This window comes from Limnobacter sp. CACIAM 66H1, from assembly GCF_001601825.1.
In the GTDB taxonomy this organism is placed as follows: Bacteria; Pseudomonadota; Gammaproteobacteria; order Burkholderiales; family Burkholderiaceae_B; genus Limnobacter.
Window position 1 is genome coordinate 19,565 of record NZ_LUJK01000018.1, and the last position, 17,430, is coordinate 36,994.

At 53.4% G+C, this 17,430-nt stretch carries 16 protein-coding genes and 1 pseudogene; 5 read left to right on the forward strand and 12 right to left on the reverse strand.

All coding sequences use genetic code 11. From position 1 onward, the window contains the following. Positions 1-5: 5 nt before the first annotated feature. From A0129_RS07115 to A0129_RS07160, 10 genes are all read right to left on the reverse strand, one after another. On the reverse strand, positions 6-311 hold the full coding sequence (locus tag A0129_RS07115) for a hypothetical protein (RefSeq protein ID WP_291713696.1): 306 nt from the start codon (positions 309-311) through the stop codon (positions 6-8). Beyond that, positions 308-1,144, reverse strand: a complete 837-nt coding sequence (locus A0129_RS07120) for a lipopolysaccharide assembly protein LapB (protein ID WP_291713698.1) — start codon at positions 1,142-1,144, stop codon at positions 308-310. Before A0129_RS07120 ends, A0129_RS07115 begins: the two co-directional genes overlap by 4 nt. Positions 1,145-1,147: 3 nt before the next feature. Continuing rightward, positions 1,148-2,101 carry a type II secretion system F family protein gene (locus tag A0129_RS07125; RefSeq protein WP_291713700.1) on the reverse strand — a complete coding sequence of 318 codons (954 nt, stop codon included), beginning with the start codon at positions 2,099-2,101 and terminating at the stop codon, positions 1,148-1,150. Positions 2,102-2,111: 10 nt separating this feature from the next. Beyond that, positions 2,112-3,020, reverse strand: coding sequence for a type II secretion system F family protein (locus tag A0129_RS07130; protein WP_291713702.1), 909 nt, complete (start codon positions 3,018-3,020; stop codon positions 2,112-2,114). Continuing rightward, on the reverse strand, positions 3,017-4,258 hold the full coding sequence (locus A0129_RS07135; protein ID WP_291713753.1) for a CpaF family protein: 1,242 nt from the start codon (positions 4,256-4,258) through the stop codon (positions 3,017-3,019). Before A0129_RS07135 ends, A0129_RS07130 begins: the two co-directional genes overlap by 4 nt. A gap of 128 nt (positions 4,259-4,386) precedes the next feature. After that, entirely contained in the window at positions 4,387-5,586 is a 1,200-nt protein-coding gene (locus A0129_RS07140; RefSeq protein WP_105028322.1) for a hypothetical protein, read from the reverse strand. Between the two features lie 12 nt (positions 5,587-5,598). Beyond that, a complete protein-coding gene (locus A0129_RS07145; protein ID WP_291713704.1) occupies positions 5,599-7,020 on the reverse strand; it encodes a pilus assembly protein N-terminal domain-containing protein in 1,422 nt (473 codons plus the stop codon). Further along, complete coding sequence (gene cpaB, locus A0129_RS07150; RefSeq protein WP_291713706.1) at positions 7,017-7,982, reverse strand: Flp pilus assembly protein CpaB; 966 nt, start codon at positions 7,980-7,982, stop codon at positions 7,017-7,019. The genes A0129_RS07145 and cpaB overlap by 4 nt, the downstream gene beginning before the upstream one ends. A 24-nt stretch (positions 7,983-8,006) precedes the next feature. Beyond that, the gene (locus A0129_RS07155) at positions 8,007-8,501 is read right to left on the reverse strand and encodes a TadE/TadG family type IV pilus assembly protein (protein ID WP_291713709.1); all 495 of its coding nucleotides are present in this window, start codon (positions 8,499-8,501) and stop codon (positions 8,007-8,009) included. Between the two features lie 21 nt (positions 8,502-8,522). Next, positions 8,523-8,708 (reverse strand): Flp family type IVb pilin, encoded by a 186-nt coding sequence (locus tag A0129_RS07160; RefSeq protein WP_291713711.1) that lies wholly within the window; start codon positions 8,706-8,708, stop codon positions 8,523-8,525. 250 nt (positions 8,709-8,958) lie between these two features. On the opposite strand from A0129_RS07160, the gene A0129_RS07165 reads away from it, so the two are divergent. From A0129_RS07165 to A0129_RS07185, 5 genes are all read left to right on the forward strand, one after another. After that, on the forward strand, positions 8,959-9,675 hold the full coding sequence (locus A0129_RS07165) for an EcsC family protein (protein WP_291713713.1): 717 nt from the start codon (positions 8,959-8,961) through the stop codon (positions 9,673-9,675). Between the two features lie 111 nt (positions 9,676-9,786). After that, positions 9,787-13,386, forward strand: coding sequence for an indolepyruvate ferredoxin oxidoreductase family protein (locus A0129_RS07170; protein WP_291713715.1), 3,600 nt, complete (start codon positions 9,787-9,789; stop codon positions 13,384-13,386). After that, complete coding sequence (locus A0129_RS07175) at positions 13,361-14,296, forward strand: PPK2 family polyphosphate kinase (RefSeq protein ID WP_291713717.1); 936 nt, start codon at positions 13,361-13,363, stop codon at positions 14,294-14,296. Before A0129_RS07170 ends, A0129_RS07175 begins: the two co-directional genes overlap by 26 nt. 45 nt (positions 14,297-14,341) lie before the next feature. Next, positions 14,342-14,728 carry a hypothetical protein gene (locus tag A0129_RS07180; RefSeq protein WP_291713719.1) on the forward strand — a complete coding sequence of 129 codons (387 nt, stop codon included), beginning with the start codon at positions 14,342-14,344 and terminating at the stop codon, positions 14,726-14,728. A 114-nt stretch (positions 14,729-14,842) separates the two neighbouring features. Then, the gene (locus A0129_RS07185) at positions 14,843-15,982 is read left to right on the forward strand and encodes a mechanosensitive ion channel family protein (RefSeq protein WP_291713721.1); all 1,140 of its coding nucleotides are present in this window, start codon (positions 14,843-14,845) and stop codon (positions 15,980-15,982) included. On the opposite strand, the gene rfaE2 is transcribed toward A0129_RS07185, so the two are convergent. Together rfaE2 and A0129_RS07195 are read right to left on the reverse strand one after the other, a co-directional pair. Next, positions 15,979-16,473, reverse strand: coding sequence for a D-glycero-beta-D-manno-heptose 1-phosphate adenylyltransferase (gene rfaE2 / locus A0129_RS07190; RefSeq protein WP_291713722.1), 495 nt, complete (start codon positions 16,471-16,473; stop codon positions 15,979-15,981). The genes A0129_RS07185 and rfaE2 overlap by 4 nt on opposite strands. Before the next feature lie 14 nt (positions 16,474-16,487). After that, a pseudogene (locus tag A0129_RS07195) lies at positions 16,488-17,352 on the reverse strand (ferritin-like domain-containing protein). Between the last annotated feature and the right edge of the window lie 78 nt (positions 17,353-17,430).

A 17,430-nucleotide genomic window follows, 5' to 3' on the forward strand; every position in this document is an offset into this window, starting at 1 on the left:
GAAAATTAGTTGGTCTTGATGGTTGAAACTTGAGACACAGGCGCTTTTTGGTCTTTGGAACCGATTGAATCGGTGTAAGCCCTGTAGGCTTTGCCCGCCGATTCCGCCCTGTAGGCTTCAACTTCCCCCCGATTGATGCCCTCGGCCTGCTCTTTGAGCCAAGTGCGTGTACTCAAGCCGGTTTCGGCATCGGTGGTGCCGGAAAACTGTGTTGAGGCCTGATTTGTAGTGGCTGTGTTGTCTTGTGCGCCGACCAGCATGGGGAATGCACCTAACATCGCTGCCAATATCCAGGTAGTGCGTGAGTTCATTGGGAGTTTCCTTTGGCGTCAAAACGCCGTTTGATGGAATTGGCTTGCGACATCACCTGATTGCGGGTGTTGTCTGACCATTGCAGACGGTCTGCGATGTCCATGGCCATGTTGAAATCATCAAAGACCAAACCCCACAATGCGAGGTTGGCCATGATCTTCGAGTCGCCGCTGGCCAGTTGATTGGCTTTCATCAGTGTGTTGTAGGAGGGCTCTTTTTGGCCTTCCAACAGATAAACCAATCCGAGGTCAGAATAGGCATTGATATTCAACGGGTCGACTTGAATGGATTTTTCCAGTCGGGTTGCTGCAGTTTTCAAATCGCCTCGTTCAATCGCTACCTTGCCCAAACCGTACCAAACCGGCCCGCTTTTTTGTTGGCCTTGGCCACTGAGCAAGGATTTGTAGACCAACTCGGCCTGGTCCAACTGACTGGTTTTTCGCAATGAATCGGCGCGCAGTTGTTTGCTTTGGCGATCGGATCCCCACTTTTGATCGTAGGCATCCAGATGGGCCAAGGCGGCATATGCGTTGTCTTGTTCAATCATGGTTTGAACAAGTTTGAGATGCAGGTTCTTCTCACGTTCTGCACGGGCTTTTCGGGCTTCCTCGTCCTCTCGTTCAAGCTCTTGGCGTTCGGCCTGGATAAGTGCGTCTTGTGTAGGACTTGTGGCACTGATGTTGGGTGCACTTGGGGTCACTGTGGGCTCAGGTGCCGGGGCAGGCGCGTTGGGTGCCCGTTGTGGTGTCGCACATGCGGCCAGAATTACGGGCAAGGCCAGTGTGGCCAGTTGCCGACCGAATTGTCCTGAAATCAAACGACTGCTCAACACGCTTTAACCTCCAACCCGTTCAAATGCACGAATAATGGAGATGATACCGGGACCACCGGTCATGATCAGCAAGGCCGGCAGCATGGTAATCACCATCACACCGGTCAGTTTAACAGTCAGTTTGCCCATTATTTCTTTGGCGTTGGCTCTTTCTTTTTCGACAAGGCGATCCGAGAACTGCTTCAGAGGTTCCTGAACAGCACCACCGAACTTTTCAATTTGCTCCAGAACCTGCACGAATGATTTGAATTCGTCGCTCGAATACATGTTGCTCATTCGTTTCAACATGACAATCCAGGGCACACCAGACTTCACTTGGGCTCGAGACCGGCGCAACATACGGCCTGTGATGGGTACAAGGTCGTACAGCTGTGAGGTCATGACCTCGATGGATTGATCCACGCTAAGACCCACGCCTTGTAATAGACGCATCACGTCCACCACTGCCACCAGTTCTCGCTCGAAAGCCGCTTCACGGCCTTCTCCAACTGCTTTGAGGTACCACTTGGGTCCCATAAAACCGATGCCGGTCACTGCGATGACCTGAATCATGGAAATGGGACCAAAGCCTGCATCCCAATTCAGGAAAAGTCCAATCGCCAAACCAAGAAGTCCCAGCGCAATACGCATCAGCACAAATCGGCTCAGGTCTTCTTCGCGGCCAAAGCCTGCGCGCCCCAAGAGCTTTTTGTCCTCTTCTTCGACAAAATAGGTGAATGCCTTGGTTTTGCTGAATTGTTGACCCAGGCGCTCGATGCGCCCCGTGAGTGCACTGGTCGGTACCTGATTGCGAACTGCAGCCGAACTTTGAACCCGACGGCGCAATTCGGTGTACTCATCAATTCGGGCCAATGCCTTTTCTTTGCGACTGGATTGGCTCAAAAGACTCCAGGCCAAGCCAACAAAACCCAAGCCCAGCAGAAAGATGCCAATTGCCAGTAATGTGTTCATGTCCATGTGGGCGCCCTCAGATGCTCTTGACCATGCGATAGATGATCGCAGCGCCAGCGATTTGCAATATCCCGGCGACGAACAGCAGCATGCGACCTGTGTCGTCATTCCACATCGTGCCCAGGTAGGCCGGGTTCAGCGTCAGAATAATGCCGGCCAAAGCAGGCGTCAGGCAGCACATGAACACCGCAGACATTCGAGCCTCCGACGACATCGCCAGCATTTCCTGATGGTGTTGTTCGCGGTCACGCAGGTATTGCGCCAGGCGGCCCAGCAAAATATCGCTTTTGCCACCGTAGTTCAACGCCAGTGCAACAACGGAGGCAATCAGCTTGAATTCGCTCAAACCATAAACGCGCGCCAGGCGGTGCATCGCTTGGTCAAGTTCCAGGCCGGCATACTGCATTTGAACAGCAAGGCCCAGGGCTTCTTTCAGGGGTTGCTCGGCATTTTCAAGGGCGGTGTTGAATGACACGGTCAGGCTGTAACCCACTGCGCTGACCCTGACTACACCGTCCAGAAAGTTGGGCAGCTGACTCAACATTTGCAGTCTGCGTTTGCGCTGGCGATACAGCACGTAGGCCGCAATGCCCAGAATGGCGAGAATCAGCGCGCCAGTTGCGCTTGCCGCACCCCGGAAAACGAAGGCAGCCAGCGCGGGTATCAGTGTAACCATCGCCACGCGAATACCCAGTGTCCGATCAATGGTTAGACCTGCAGAAATCAGGCTGTCTGTGATCCATTGCGGAATGTATTTTTTGCGCAGGGGGTCTTTTTCCAGCGCCAATGGATCGCGGGACTTGCTCAGGGCTACATCCAGTCGGCTTTCTGCCAGTTTGCGGTTTTGTTCTTCAGCACCGCGGCCCAGCAACAGCAGGGCCAGAGAGATGAATACCAAGGCAGCAGCGATCAGTCCGAATGTCATGTCAGGCGAATGTGCGAGATTTTCGGGTTTTTGGGGTAGGGCACCACGGGTACCCAGTTGTCCAGTTCCTGGCCATCGGGTCCGAGTCGGCTTTCATGGCGATACAGGTCTTGAAGCAAAATATTGTCATCCACAATGCCAGCCACTTCCGTAATGCTGTAAATGCGGCGTTTGCCCGAGGGCAAGCGAACAATCTGAACAATCAGATCAAGTGCCGACGCAATTTGCCTGCGCAAACTCATTTCATTGCCTGTAAAGCCCGCAAAGCCGGACAACATTTCAAGCCTGTGCAAACAATCGCGAGGTGTTGAGGCGTGAATGGTGCCCATGGAGCCATCGTGACCCGTGCTCATGGCCTGCAACATGTCGAGTACTTCAGCGCCGCGCACCTCTCCCACTACCACGCGGTCAGGGCGCATACGCAAGCTGTTCTTGACCAGGTCGCGAATTGAAATCGCGCCGGCACCTTCGTGCCCACCCGGACGGCTTTCCAGGCGAACCACATGGTGGTGGTTCAACTGCAATTCAGCGGTGTCTTCAATCGTAATCAAACGCTCGCCGGGTGGAATAAATTCCGCGAGTACGTTCAGCATGGACGTCTTGCCTGTGGACGTAGCACCACTGACCACCAGGTTGCAGCGTTTGCGAACAGCCTCTTGCATCAGTTCATAGACGCGCGAATCGAAAGTGCCCAAACCCATCAGGTCTTCTGCGCGCAGTGGCGTGCTTCTGAATTTACGAATGGACACCACCACGCCATCGCGAGCCAGTGGGGAAATGATGACGTTGATCCGGCTTCCATCGGGCAGGCGGGCGTCTACCATGGGGCTGGATTCGTCGAGCCGGCGGCCCAGCGGTGCCAGAATGCGTCGAACAATTCTCAAAAGGTGAGCATTGTCGACAAAGCGGGCCTGCACACGTTCCATGCGACCCATTTTGGACACATACACGTCCTTGTAGCCGTTGATCATCACATCTTCAACGTTGGGGTCTGCCAGCAGGTCTTCCAATGGACCAAAGCCCGCAATTTCTTTGTACAGCGAGTCGGCGACGAAGGCCACTTCAGAATCGTTCAGCGGGATCTGCTTGCCATAAATCAGGCTTTGCACTTCACCTTGAATGAATTTTTCAAGGGCGCTGTTATCCATTTTGGCAAAGGTGGCGCCTTTCTTTTCGATGATGGCCAAAATGTGTTCATGGGCCATCTCCTTCACGTCCGCGAGCACGGCAGAGTCCATGTCGCTGACTTTGGTTGTCGCAAACTGCACGTCTTCAAGGGCGTTCGCAGTGTTGGACACGGAACCGACCAGATGCTCGGGCTCCTTGGGCTTTGGGGGCGGCGCTTCCTGGCCGAAAATGATCTCACTCATTTGTTAAACCATTTTTTGAAGGTGCTGGCGAGGCTGCCCTGGCCGTCTTGGTGTTTGCGGTTGGCATTCACTTTGTCGAGCAACTGGGCAACTGCTTTGGCATACGGGTCTTTTGAATCGGCTGCAGACAACACCTGGCCGCCATTGACCGCGTTGATCAACGGTGCGCGTCGGTCGGGCAGCGTGTGTACTGTTTCAATGTTCAGTTTCTTGGCAATCGAGTCTGCGTCCAATGCCACATCTTTGTGATAGGGCGTCACCACCAAATCAAATGTCTGAGTAGCAATGCCTTTGTCATTCAGGCTTTTAATCAACTCGGCAGCAGTCACGATACCTGGCACCGATTGGGGTGTGAGTACCATTGTCGCGTCTGCGCTTCGCAGCAGGCTGGCCACAAACTCAATGTTCGAAAACCCGCACAAATCAATCACGATATTCTCGAAAAATGATTTGATCAGGTTCAAAAATTTCAGAGCATCGGATGCGGAAATATCCCGAAGGTCTGCCAGGTTTCGTGGCAGTGAAAGTATCGCCACGCCAGTGGCATTGTTGCGGCGAAAGGCGGTCTTCGCGAGGGTGGCATCAAAGCGTTTCAGGTTGCGCACGCATTCCACAAAGTCCATGGCGCCCTGTTTGTCTTCCGCAGGAAGGTGCACCAGGCCATCGCCCAGGGGCAGGCCAAAGTCAAGCAGCAAGGTGCTGTCCTTGTTTTGTTTGGCCAGTTGCACGGCCAGGTTGACCGCCAGTGTGGTGGAGCCCACACCTTGCCGTCCACCCAGCACTACCAAGGCGTAGCCCTTGCGTTCATTGCTTTGTTTGGGCGCTTTTTCAACCACGCCTGTCAGAATTTTTGTAACTTCGCCTGCGCTGGAATCCAGGCTTAAAAAGTCTTTTACACCCGAGCGCAAGGCATTGACCACGTCTTCGGTCGAGTCCTTTGAACCCATCGCAACCACAGGCAGGTCGGGTGCCAGTTCGCGCAATTCTTTGACGATCAGGCTGGCGTCCAGGCCCACTTGAGGCGAGTAATCCACCACCGCCATGCTTGGCGATACCAGGCCAACACGTTTGGTAATTTCACTGAAGGTGCCTGATTCACGCACCAACATGAAACGGTCACCCACCGCGTCAGACAGCCATAGCCAGTTGGCGTCCGACCCACTGATAAACAATATTCGGGGCATGCTTTGTTGCATCGCTAATTCCCCTTAATTGGTGGTGAAGCCAGGAACAGGCTCTTTGGCGGAAGGCAGGAAAAGTTGGCCCCAGACACTGCGCGGGCGCATGCCTACGTTTTGACCAGGAAGGGCCAAACCGGGCGCGTCTGCTGCGCGGGGTTTTACAAATCGCGGTGTCACAATAATCAGCAATTCCTTGTCTTCCCGGCTGTAGGTGTTGCCTTTGAAGAAGGCACCCAGAATCGGAATTTCAGACAACCAGGGCACACGGTTGGCGTTTGCAATAATGTTTCGGCTGATCAAGCCGCCGATGACAAAGCTTTGGTTTTCGCCCAGTTCAACCGTGGTGCTGGCACGGCGCGTCAAAATGGCGGGAACCAGCACACCTTGAATGGAGGTACCACGAGAGAAGTCGAGATCGCTGACTTCGGGCGACACTTTCAAGGCAATTGTTTTGTTCGACAAAATGGTGGGTGTGAAACTTAAACCCACACCAAACTTCTTGTACTCAATGCCAATAGTGCCGTTGCCGGAAGGCACGGGAATTGGAATTTCGCCACCCGCTAGAAACGATGCATCCTGGCCAGATTGAGCAATCAATGAAGGTTCGGCGAGAACTTTGGCATAGCCGTCGGCTTGAAGGATGTTCAGACCCGAAACCAGATCGCAGGTGCGTGGACCAACAGGCGTCGGGTTAAGCGCGCCAATTACTGCCTCTCCAACGCACCCCGCACCATTAAAAGCCAAAGAGAATGCATTCGATACACCGCCCGAACCGCTCACACTTGCCGGCCCCGCAATTGAGTATGTGAATCCACCACCATTAACTTGGCCTGTCAGGTTAATCCCCAAGCGTTGCAATTCACTGCGTGTGAATTCAACCACCTTCACATCCACTTGCACTGTGCCTGATGTTTGGATGGTGGCTTGGTCAATCAGTTCTGCAGGTTTGCCGTCACTACCGGGCTTGATCAAACTCTCGCGCGCTTGCTGATAGGTGCTTACATTGGGCGTGGAGCCTGACAGTTTCAACACCTGCCCTTCGGTTTCAAGGTTCAAGTCTTTCAAGGTAGAAATGGTTTCAGCGGCTTTGCCAGTGACAGCCACAGTGATCACCCGGGCCATGCTGGCACCACGGTCCCAAATCAACAGGGATGTCGAACCGGTTTTCAAACCGGTGACCAATACGCCAGCATTTTTGCCACCGCGGTCGGTGGGTTTAAGCACCGTCACAGAAGCAATCGTAGGGTCGCCAATCGATACCCGTGCCGGAATGCCAGGCAGGCTGATGACTTTCTGAAAGCCAGTGCTCAAAGTGAGTACAAAAGGTGCTGCGCTGCTGGGTGCTGCGGGGGTTTGCCCCACTGCAATTTGAGGGCTGATCAGCCCAGCGCAGGCCACCAATGACATTGCTGCGACTATGCTTTTCAATGTGATCTTGCTTTTATTCATCGCGCTGTTTCCCGGGTAGTTTCACCGCCGCGAATGACTTCCACAGTGGCTGGTTCGGCCGTGCGTTGTGTAGTTTGTGCGGGTTTTTTGTTGTCTTTGGTGTTGCCGCTGCCTGGCAATATGGCGTTGTCCAGCGAAATGCCCGCGAAAGCTTTGTCGCTCGCAGTCAACTCAACGGGGGGTTGGTTTTTCAGCACTTTCCCATCGGGGCCCTTCACCGGCGCAGGCTTCAATACAGGTTCTGCTTGAGGGTACTTGCTCATGTCCGGAAGTTCTTCTTCTTCGGGGCTGCGCAACACCACAAACAATTCGCCTTGGGTTTGAGCAATCGCCAGTGTGTTGATATCCGCGGTGGGTACTTCGACCATCATCGCTTTCAATCGAACTGGGCGATTGTTGACGTCTTTCTCATTGGCGGCATTCGTTGTCTCAGGTGCATTCACCAGTTGTGAACCCACCGACAGAACGCGCAGCTTGGGCATGATCAAACGAGAAATGGTTTCTTCAATATCACGACTGTTGGATTTGAAGATCGAAAACACATCGACATAGTCACCTGCCTTGATTTTGGCGGTGGCCACGTTGTTCTCATCCAGACGCAGGGCAAAAGCGCGGTAACCTTCACGCACCTCAGCCGCGACGGCACCCGATTCAAAATATTGGTTGGTCACTGGCAAGCCTTTGCCAATATTGAACAATGGTTTTTTACCGATCACATCGCCAATGTCCGTGAAGGCGCCACTGGGGGCGATGGCAAATTTCTCCACCTTCAGCATTTCAGGTGTTACGGGCTTTCCAAACTGAATTTCAACAGTGCTGACGACCACCGGGAAACGCTCGAGTTCGGTTTTGATGGCTTCTCCGCCCTTCTTCACGTTTTGGCCGGACAAAAAAGCCATGACCATGAAAATCAATCCGATTCCCAATAGCAGCAGTGCGAGTATTTTTGTTTTTCCTGACATGTCGCGAAGGGCTCCCGGAAGAAATTACAGTGCGTCGGTGTTCTGGTACAGAACCACAGCGCTGGCGCTGAGTTGTTCTGGAAAAAAAGTATCTGCAAAAGGAATGTTGGACAAAAACGGATTCTCGGCGGTGTTGAAAAATCCCCGAAACTCCAGGCAACTCAGGGCTGGGTTGGTACCCGCGCCCAATGCGTTGCCACAATCTGCTGCACCGGCCAATTGGTCGGTTGAAAAACTAAATCCTGCCGGATACATCGCGCTGGGCAGGGAATTCAATAACAATTGCCTGGCCGCAGCTTCCGGGTCGGCTGTGCTTCCTGCAACAGCCACGCTTCGCGCAGCCTGAGATACGGCTGAGCTCAGCGTGTGTTGCACCATGAACAACAGGCTGTAACCCACAATCGCAAAAATGACGGTGAGTACAACTGGCAACATCAAGGCCAACTCCACAAGCTGCGCACCGCGCTGTTGTTCAGCGCGGTTGAAGAAAGCAGAGTGTGCCCGCTTGGCTGTAGTCATGATTACTTCATCGCGGGAGTATTACTCTCCGCCACCAGTCAAGGTGTTCACGATGTTGGTGAATGCTGTGTCCAGGCCATCACCCAAAGTCGCAAAACCAGCCACTGCAAGTGCTACTACCAAGGCCGCGATTACTGCGTACTCGATCAAGGAGGCACCGTCTTCCTTACGTTTCAAAACCAACTGCTTGTTTGCTGCTTTGCTCATGACATTCACTCCTTTGTGAAAACATCGAACTCTAGGTCGAATTCCCCCATATTAGGGGTACTCCAAATGGATCAAAACCACAATCAGACTGTGAAATGCACCGTCTATTCACAATTTTGATCCCAAGGGCCACAGCATTCCTAGGGAATTACCCCCAAACTGATTACTCCTTGTGAGTTACGATAGTAAACCAAGTCTGTGACTTGTTGATTAGTACCATTAGAAACAATTTGCCTTTGGTGAATTATTCATGCAAAAGACCAATTTACCCAGAGCCCTAATGGGGCCCCTCCACGCTGTAATCGGTTTGGTCACTGGTGGGGTGCCCGTTTCCAAAGAGCCTGGCAAGGCCAAACGTCCGTATGAGCGCTCGAAAGAGATTACGCAAAAAGCCTGCGCGAAGGCTGCGGCTGTGTCGGGCAGCCTTGCTTTGCCAGTCGGCCCTTTGGGAATGCTCACCGTGCTGCCTGACCTTGTGATCGTTTGGCGCATCCAGGCGCAGATGGTGGCTGACATTGCCGTGGCATTTGGCCACAAGAAGCCGCTGACAGAACAGGAATTGATGACTTGTCTTTTTAGTCACGTGGCGGGCACCGCCGTGCGCGAGTATGAAAGATCAATTCCCCTGGAGCACGACGAGAAAATGGGCACGTCGGTGCTTGACTTGATCGACCGATTCACACGAAGTGGCAGCCGGGACGTCGCAGTAAGGGTCACCAAACAGATTGGGCAGGTGGTGTTTGAGCGAGTGGCCAAACGCACTGCATCCCGAATTGTGCCTTTGGCTGGGGCGGCCGTGGTATCTGCCTATGCAGCGCTGGATACCAAAGAAGTGGCGCGCACCGCTGTTGAAATGTTTTCTGGTGAAAAATTACCGGCCCGCAAAAACAAGAAAAGTTATCCACGGCCCGAGGAAATGTTCAATGTGGACAATGTAAAGGACATTCAACCCGACCAAGGGGCTTGAACGCTCACGGGCTCTGTGTAACACTCAACTAGAGCCTCGTGTTGCTCACAAGGCAGTTACAAGGCACCTCGCACTCGCGCAAACTCATCCGTTTCGTGGAGGAAAGTGGTCATGAATGCCCCTCAGCACCCGCAACATCCCTTACACCGCGCAGTCACGCTCAGTGACAAGTACACACTCTCTCACGGAAAAATTTTCCTCACAGGCACGCAAGCGCTGGTGCGCCTGATGCTGCTTCAGTCCCAACTGGACCGCATGAATGGTTTGAACACAGGTGGATTTGCGTCGGGTTATCGCGGTTCGCCGCTGGGTGGCGTGGACCAGGCCTTTTGGGCAGCAAAACAGTTTCTGAAACCTGCGAATGTTCACTTTCAAGCTGGCGTGAATGAAGATCTTGCCGCGACTGCGGTGTGGGGTAGCCAGCAACTCAACCTCTTTCAGGGCGCTACGGTCGACGGTGTGTTTGGCCTTTGGTATGGCAAAGGGCCGGGCGTTGATCGAAGCCTTGACGTATTCAAGCATGCCAATGCAGCAGGCACATCCAAACACGGCGGTGTATTGCTGGTGGCTGGTGATGACCACGCCGCGAAAAGCTCCACCTTGCCGCACCAGTCTGACCATGTGCTGAAAGCGGCCATGATTCCGGTGCTGTTTCCAAGCAATGTGCAGGAAATTCTCGACTTCGGTGTGCTCGGATACGCGATGAGTCGCTATGCCGGTGTATGGGTTGGCATGAAGGCGGTGGCCGATGTGGTGGAGTGCTCTGCCACTGTGGATATTGACCCCGACCGACACCAGTTTGTATTGCCCACTGATTTCGACATGCCCGAAGGTGGTTTGAACATTCGATGGCCAGACACTGCATTGGCGCAGGAAGCCCGATTGCTGGATCACAAGTTGTATGCGGCGCTGGCTTTTTGCAGGGCCAATGGCATTAATAAAACAGTGATTGATTCGCCCAAGGCACGTTTTGGCATCGTGGCCACCGGCAAAGCATTTCAGGATACTTTGCAGGCCTTGAATGATCTGGGATTAAACCCTCAGCGCTGTGCCGAAATGGGTTTACGGGTTTACAAGGTGGGCATGGTGTGGCCGCTGGATGCGGTGGGCATCCGGGAGTTCGCCGAGGGACTGCAGGAAATTCTCGTGATTGAAGAGAAACGCCAGTGGGTGGAGTACCAGATTAAAGAGGAACTCTACGCATGGCGCGAGGATGTACGCCCCAAGGTGTATGGCAAGTTTGACGAAAGGCTGTCGGAGGACGGTCGCGAAGGCGGGGAATGGTCATTGCCTCAAGGCAACTGGCTGCTGCCCAGCCACTACGAGCTGGACCCGGCTTTGATTGCCCAGGCCATTGCCAAGCGCCTGCGACACATGCAGTTGCCTGCCGATATCAAAACCTTGATTGATCAACGGATTGCCACCATCGCGCGCAGTCATGAGGTGGGGCATTCAGCACACCCGCCTGTCGAGCGCAAACCGTACTTTTGCTCGGGGTGCCCGCACAACACTTCGACAAAAGTACCTGAGGGCAGCCGGGCCATGGCCGGCATTGGATGCCATTACATGGCTGTCTGGATGGACCGCAATACCCAAACCTATACACAGATGGGCGGTGAGGGCGTACCCTGGATAGGGCAGGCGCCTTTTACACAGACCCAGCATGTGTTTGCCAACCTGGGCGATGGCACTTATTTCCACTCGGGTATTCTGGCTATTCGGGCCAGCGTTTCCGCAGGCGTGAATATCACCTACAAGTTGCTGTACAACGACGCCGTGGCCATGACGGGCGGACAACACCTTGACGGCACGCTTACGGTACCGCAATTGACACGTCAGTTGGCCGCTGAGGGTGTGGCCAAAATCGTCATTGTCAGCGACAACCCCGCCTTGCATTTGCGCGACTTGCCAGATGATCCCAAAGCCGAGGGAATTGAAGTGTTCCACCGCCGCGATATGGACACCGTGCAAAGACTGCTGCGGGATATCAAGGGCACCACAGTACTGGTGTACGAGCAAACCTGTGCCTCGGAAAAGCGACGTAGGCGCAAGCGCACCGACCCGGTCACAGGCCAATTGCAGTTTCCAAACCCGGCCAAGCGCGTGTTGATTAACCCCCGGGTATGTGAGGGCTGCGGTGACTGCTCCAAACATTCCAATTGTTTGTCGATTGAACCCATATCAACGCCCTGGGGGGTCAAGCGCACAATTAACCAATCCACCTGTAACAAAGACTACAGCTGCCTTGAAGGGCTTTGCCCGAGCCTGGTGACGGTGGAGGGTGGGGAGTTGCGAAAGCCCGAGACTTCAATGCACCACAGCGCACTGGCCAAAGCCTGCGCCAGCCTGCTTGAGCCTGAATTTAAGGTTCATCCCGATGAACTGGAACAACGCTTCGCAGTCTTGATCAACGGTGTCGGCGGCACTGGCGTAGTCACGATCGGTGCATGGCTGGGCATGGCCGCGCATTTGCAGGGTATGGAGGCCTTGGCACTGGACATGGCCGGGTTGGCGCAAAAGGGTGGTGCCGTGTTTTCACATGTGCAGTTTGCACCGGCGGGCTACGCTTTGGCATCTTCCAAAATTCCGGTGGGCGAGGCTGACCTGATGATTGGCGGCGACCTGGTGGTGTCTGCCCATGAGAAAACATTGGAACTACTCAATGGCGCAGCATTTGCAGTGGTGAACACGGACACGCCTCCTACTGCCGATTTCATTGCCCAACGCGATTGGTGCGCGCCGGTTGAACAAATGCATTCGGATATTGCACGGGCCCTGAATGATCCCGGGCAGCGTTACACGCCGATTCGGGCCCAGTGGTTGGCCCAGAGGCTGTTTGGCGATACCGTGTATGCCAATGCACTGCTGCTGGGCGCCGCCTGGCAACGCGGTTGTTTGCCCTTGCATCTCGCCGCTTTGCGCAAAGCCATCGAACTCAATGGTGTGAAGGTGAATGAAAACCTGCAGGCCTTCGATGCTGGCCGGGTGGTGGTGTCAAATCCCGGTTTGCTTGAGCAGATGCTGGAGAAGAACCTGACACCCGCTGGTCCGCTCGAAAGCGATGACGAGAAATTGGGGCGTTATCAAAATGAATTGACGCACTATCAAAACAGTCAACTGGCCGAGCGCTTCAATGCCAGGGTGTTGCCCTTGCGTACCGGGTTTGAGGCGCTTGGTTTGAAGCACCAGTGGATGCGCCTTTGCAGCACCTACTTCAAATTACTGGCTTTCAAAGACGAGTTTGAGGTGGCCCGCCTGCACACCAACCCCGAGTGGAAACAGCAGACCATGTCGCAATTTGAACCGGGTGCGAAGTTGTATTTTCACTTTGCCCCCACTTGGCTGGCGGGGCACGGCAGCCGACCACGGAAAATCAGGCTGGGTCCCTGGATTTACCCGGTGCTCAAGGCCTTGGCGGCTTTGCGCCACTTGCGAAACACGATATTCGATCCATTTAGAGGAAGTTTAGAGCGTAAAAACCAGACTTTACTGGTGAGTTGGTTTGAAACATGGTTGGAACTGATGCACAATAATCCTTCAATGTTGCAGCACAGCAAACAGATCGATCATCTTCTTGACCTGTTCAATCAGGTGAAAGGATTCGGTCAGGTTCGTGCCCAATCATTTGAACAAGTGCGGTTCGAGATTCAAAAGTCCGTGGAAAACAAGCACAACCTGGATCAGCATGACCAAAGCAGACAACAAACCTGACACCAAAGTCACCAAACGCAAGGAAACCAAGCGCTCTGAAAAAGTGTTACCGGATGCTTTGGTGCCCGAGAGCCAGTGGGAAATTTTAGGCCAGGCCTGCATGGTCAACGGCAAGGCAGTTCGTTTGCGACAATGGCCTACGCGATATGGTGACATGCCTTCCAAGGAAGACATGCACGAGCGGGTTGATCAATTGTCAGAACGACTCAATCACTTGCTGACCTGCCTGTATGCTCAGGGTGAGCACAAGCTGCTGGTGATTTTGCAAGGCATGGACACCGCCGGCAAGGACGGCGCAGCCCGAGCCATCATGCGTTCAGTGCACCCCATGGCTTTGCGCATGGTGTCTTTCAAAGAACCCTCTGAGCAAGAAGCAGCCCATGATTTTTTGTGGCGGGTTCATCCGCACGTGCCTGGCGCGGGCCAATCCGTGATTTTTAACCGCTCTCATTACGACGGCATCATCATGCCGATTATTCAGGACAATGTGTCGAGCAACTGGATTGAGGAGCGCATTCGTCAGGCCAATGACTTTGAGCGCTTATTGGTCGAGACCGGCACCACGGTCTTGAAGATATTCTTGAATATTTCCCGTGAAGAACAGCACCAGCGCATGATCGAACGTTGGGAAACTCCTGACAAACGCTGGAAGTTGACTGAAAAAGACCTTCACTGTGGTGAAAACTACAGCATGTATGCCAATGCCTATGAACAAGTGCTGGAGAAAACCTGCACCAAGCAGGCGCCTTGGTGGATCATTCCCGCTGATCACAAAGGATTCCGGAACATGTTGGTGGCTGAAATTTTGGTCGGTACGCTCGAGCGCATGGGCCTGGCTTGGCCCGAGCCCGACCCGGTTGTGGCCAAAAGCGAGTTCTGGAAAAAGCCGTCAACCGGCCAGGCCACATGACCGTTATCTGGGTTCCCAAATAACATTCGAAAGGGGACTTTTATCATGAATAAAAATACATTGAAACTTGCCGTGCTCAGCAGTGCCCTGATGTTCTCTGCCTCCGCCATGGCGGTAGGCCTTGGTGTGAACACCGGCGTCGGCGTGAAAGCTGAAGTGCCCGGTGTTTCCTTGAATGCAGACGCCAAAGCCAAGGCCGATGCCAATGCAAACGCCGATGCTGATTTGAAAGGCAAGTCCAGTGCAGCCGTGAAAGGCGCCAAGTCTCAAGGCGATGAAATGCGCAGCGAAGCAGGTGCCTTGCATTCTGAAGCCAAAGGCGAAGTAGGCAAGCGTACGGGTCAAATTGAATCCGCTGCGGATGTGAAAGCCAAAGCAGATGTGAAAGCCGATGTGAAGGCTGGCGGCAAGCTGAAAGCTGACAAGAAGTAATTCGGCTCCCAATTCAGCTTCCTGAAACGTTGTATTCAAAAATGCCCCTGTCGGGGCATTTTTGTTGTTCAGGTTCTCTACACTGTCCCTTTCAGATATCAACAAAAAGTAGTCATGAATTTTTCCAGCCTGCGAGAATGGCTTATCGACTTGGGTCTGCCCAGCCATGTTTTTGCCTACAACACCTGGGTTTATCAGGTTTTCATGGTGGTGTTTCTCACTCTGCTGGTCAGCTACACCGTGGGATTGGTTTTCAATCGCTTGGGTCGATTCGCAGAAAGATCAAACAATCCCTGGGATGACCTGTTCCTGGAAAGTGCCCGCGAACCGTTGAAAATTCTGATCTGGTTGTTGGGTATTTCCTGGGCCGCCAAAATTACACACACTGCAAGCAACGCCGAAGTTTTTGAGTTGATCGACCCTGTTCGCAGGGTGGGTGTGATTGTGCTGATTACCTGGTTCTTGTTTGGCTTGGCCAAACGATTCGAACTTGCACTTCAAAGCCCGGATAGAGTGAAAGAGCCGCTTGATGCCACCACGGCCAGTGCGATTGGCAAGTTGCTTCGCGCCTCTATTGTGATCACTGCTGCTTTGGTGATTCTTCAAAACCTCGGGTTCAGTATTTCTGGTGTGCTGGCGTTTGGTGGTGTGGGTGGCATTGCAGTGGGTTTTGCTGCGAAAGATTTGCTGGCGAATTTTTTCGGTGGCCTCACCGTGTACATGGATCGCCCCTTTGTCGTGGGCGACTGGGTGCGGTCACCTGACAAGAACATCGAGGGCACCGTCGAACACATTGGCTGGCGACTCACGCGCATACGTACCTTTGACAAGCGCCCACTGTACGTGCCCAATGCCACTTTCAGCACCATTTCACTGGAGAATCCATCGCGGATGACACACCGTCGAATTCAGGAAACAATCGGCGTACGTCATGAAGACTTGCGACAGGTGCGCAGCATTGCAGACGCGGTCAAGCGGATGTTGATTGAGCATCCCGAAATTGACGACAATCAAACCCTGATTGTGAATCTGAACCAGTTTGCAGACTCAAGCGTGAACCTCATGGTGTATACCTTTACGAAAACCACAGTTTGGGTGAAATACCATGAGGTGAAGCAGGATGTATTACTGAAAATCGCCGAAATTATTCAGCAGCACGGCGCTGAAATTGCTTTACCCACTACCAGGTTGCACGTGGCCAGCCTGCCGGAGCAATTTGCACAGGCAAGTGTGACCCCCGTCAACCAGCATTAAAGTTTGCGGATTTTCTCGAGCGTGGCGGTGGTGCTGCGCTCATGTTCAAACGCGATTGACAGCGCAGTGCCTCCCCAGCCTTGAACCTCTTTGGCCCCAACCATTTTTTCCACCGGCCAATCGCCACCTTTCACCAGCACATCCGGGCGTGCTGCAAGAATGGCGTTCAAAGGTGTGTCCTCTTCAAAGTAAGTGACCAAGGTCACACACTCCAGTGCAGCCAGCACATGCATGCGGTCAATTTGGGAGTTGATGGGGCGGTCTGGGCCTTTGCCAAGACGTTTGACCGATTCGTCGGAATTGACTGCCACGATCAGGCTTTGGCCCTCTTGTGCTGCCTGGTCAAGGTAAGTCACATGTCCACGGTGCAACAAATCAAAAACCCCGTTGGTAAACACCACGGGGCCTTTAAGTTGTTTTGCGCGCTCGGCAAGCTCGGCGGGATGGCACACTTTTTTCTCAAAGCGGGCCGGTTTTCCAGTTGTTGTCATGTTTAACCAATCAATCAGGCTGCATTGCCCACCGGGGTGTCGTTGGTACCCAGGCGCGCCATCACTTCCTTTCGGTAGCGGTTCAAGTCTTGTACCGATTCAAATGTGCGTTCAAACAGCAGGCTCATGTTGTGCAAAATGCGGTCAACCACCTTCTTTTCCCAATCGGCATCGAAGCGAATCTGGCCATCCAGCCAGTTTTCAAGCCAATCTGGATCGGGCAGTCGACTTTGCACGGTGTCGTTTGGAAACAGGTCTTTGTTCACGTGCAAATTGGTGGGATGCAGGGGCTTTTGGGTGCGGCGGGCTGACGCCATGAGCACGCCAATTTTGCTGAAAGCAGCACGTGCACCATCACCCACTTCAACCAATGCTTTTTTCATGTAACGCAGGTAAGCACCACCGTGGCGTGCTTCATCATGCGAAATGATTTTGTAAATTTGTTTGATGACAGGCTCAGTGTGCCAATCGGAGGCGCAACGGTACCAGTGGTTCAGGCGAATTTCACCGCAAAAATGCAGCATCAGTGTTTCCAGGGGGGGTGCCGGATCGAATTCAAAGCGAACGGCATGCAATTCTTCTTCGGTGGGCAGCAAGTCGGGGCGGAAACGGCGCAGATACTCCATCAACACCAGTGAGTGCTTTTGCTCTTCAAAAAAACCAGATGGACATGAAGGCCGAGAAGTCACTGTCGTGTTTGTTGTCACGCAAGAACATTTCCGTGGCAGGCAAGGCAGACCACTCGGTAATGGCGTTCATTTTGATGGTTTGGGCCTGTTCTTCAGACAACTTGGAGGCGTCAAACTGGTCCCAGTTGATGTCTTTTTCCATGTTCCAACGAACGGATTCCAATGACCTGAATAACTCTGGATACAACATGTTGCTCCACCTTCACTGAATAGATTGAACTTTGTGATTTTAACAAGACATGTCATGAAGCGCATGAAGATTTGGTGA

Excerpts from the sequence above, each read along its gene's own strand:
- A0129_RS07115 (WP_291713696.1), bottom strand. The coding sequence starts at position 311 with ATGAACTCACGCACTACCTGGATATTGGCAGCGATGTTAGGTGCATTC.
- A0129_RS07125 (WP_291713700.1), bottom strand. The coding sequence starts at position 2,101 with ATGGACATGAACACATTACTGGCAATTGGCATCTTTCTGCTGGGCTTG.
- A0129_RS07130 (WP_291713702.1), bottom strand. The coding sequence starts at position 3,020 with ATGACATTCGGACTGATCGCTGCTGCCTTGGTATTCATCTCTCTGGCC.
- A0129_RS07135 (WP_291713753.1), bottom strand. The coding sequence starts at position 4,258 with ATGGACTCTGCCGTGCTCGCGGACGTGAAGGAGATGGCCCATGAACAC.
- A0129_RS07140 (WP_105028322.1), bottom strand. The coding sequence starts at position 5,586 with ATGCAACAAAGCATGCCCCGAATATTGTTTATCAGTGGGTCGGACGCC.
- A0129_RS07145 (WP_291713704.1), bottom strand. The coding sequence starts at position 7,020 with ATGAATAAAAGCAAGATCACATTGAAAAGCATAGTCGCAGCAATGTCA.
- cpaB (WP_291713706.1), bottom strand. The coding sequence starts at position 7,982 with ATGTCAGGAAAAACAAAAATACTCGCACTGCTGCTATTGGGAATCGGA.
- A0129_RS07155 (WP_291713709.1), bottom strand. The coding sequence starts at position 8,501 with ATGACTACAGCCAAGCGGGCACACTCTGCTTTCTTCAACCGCGCTGAA.
- A0129_RS07160 (WP_291713711.1), bottom strand. The coding sequence starts at position 8,708 with ATGAGCAAAGCAGCAAACAAGCAGTTGGTTTTGAAACGTAAGGAAGAC.
- A0129_RS07165 (WP_291713713.1), top strand. The coding sequence starts at position 8,959 with ATGCAAAAGACCAATTTACCCAGAGCCCTAATGGGGCCCCTCCACGCT.
- A0129_RS07170 (WP_291713715.1), top strand. The coding sequence starts at position 9,787 with ATGAATGCCCCTCAGCACCCGCAACATCCCTTACACCGCGCAGTCACG.
- A0129_RS07175 (WP_291713717.1), top strand. The coding sequence starts at position 13,361 with ATGACCAAAGCAGACAACAAACCTGACACCAAAGTCACCAAACGCAAG.
- A0129_RS07180 (WP_291713719.1), top strand. The coding sequence starts at position 14,342 with ATGAATAAAAATACATTGAAACTTGCCGTGCTCAGCAGTGCCCTGATG.
- A0129_RS07185 (WP_291713721.1), top strand. The coding sequence starts at position 14,843 with ATGAATTTTTCCAGCCTGCGAGAATGGCTTATCGACTTGGGTCTGCCC.
- rfaE2 (WP_291713722.1), bottom strand. The coding sequence starts at position 16,473 with ATGACAACAACTGGAAAACCGGCCCGCTTTGAGAAAAAAGTGTGCCAT.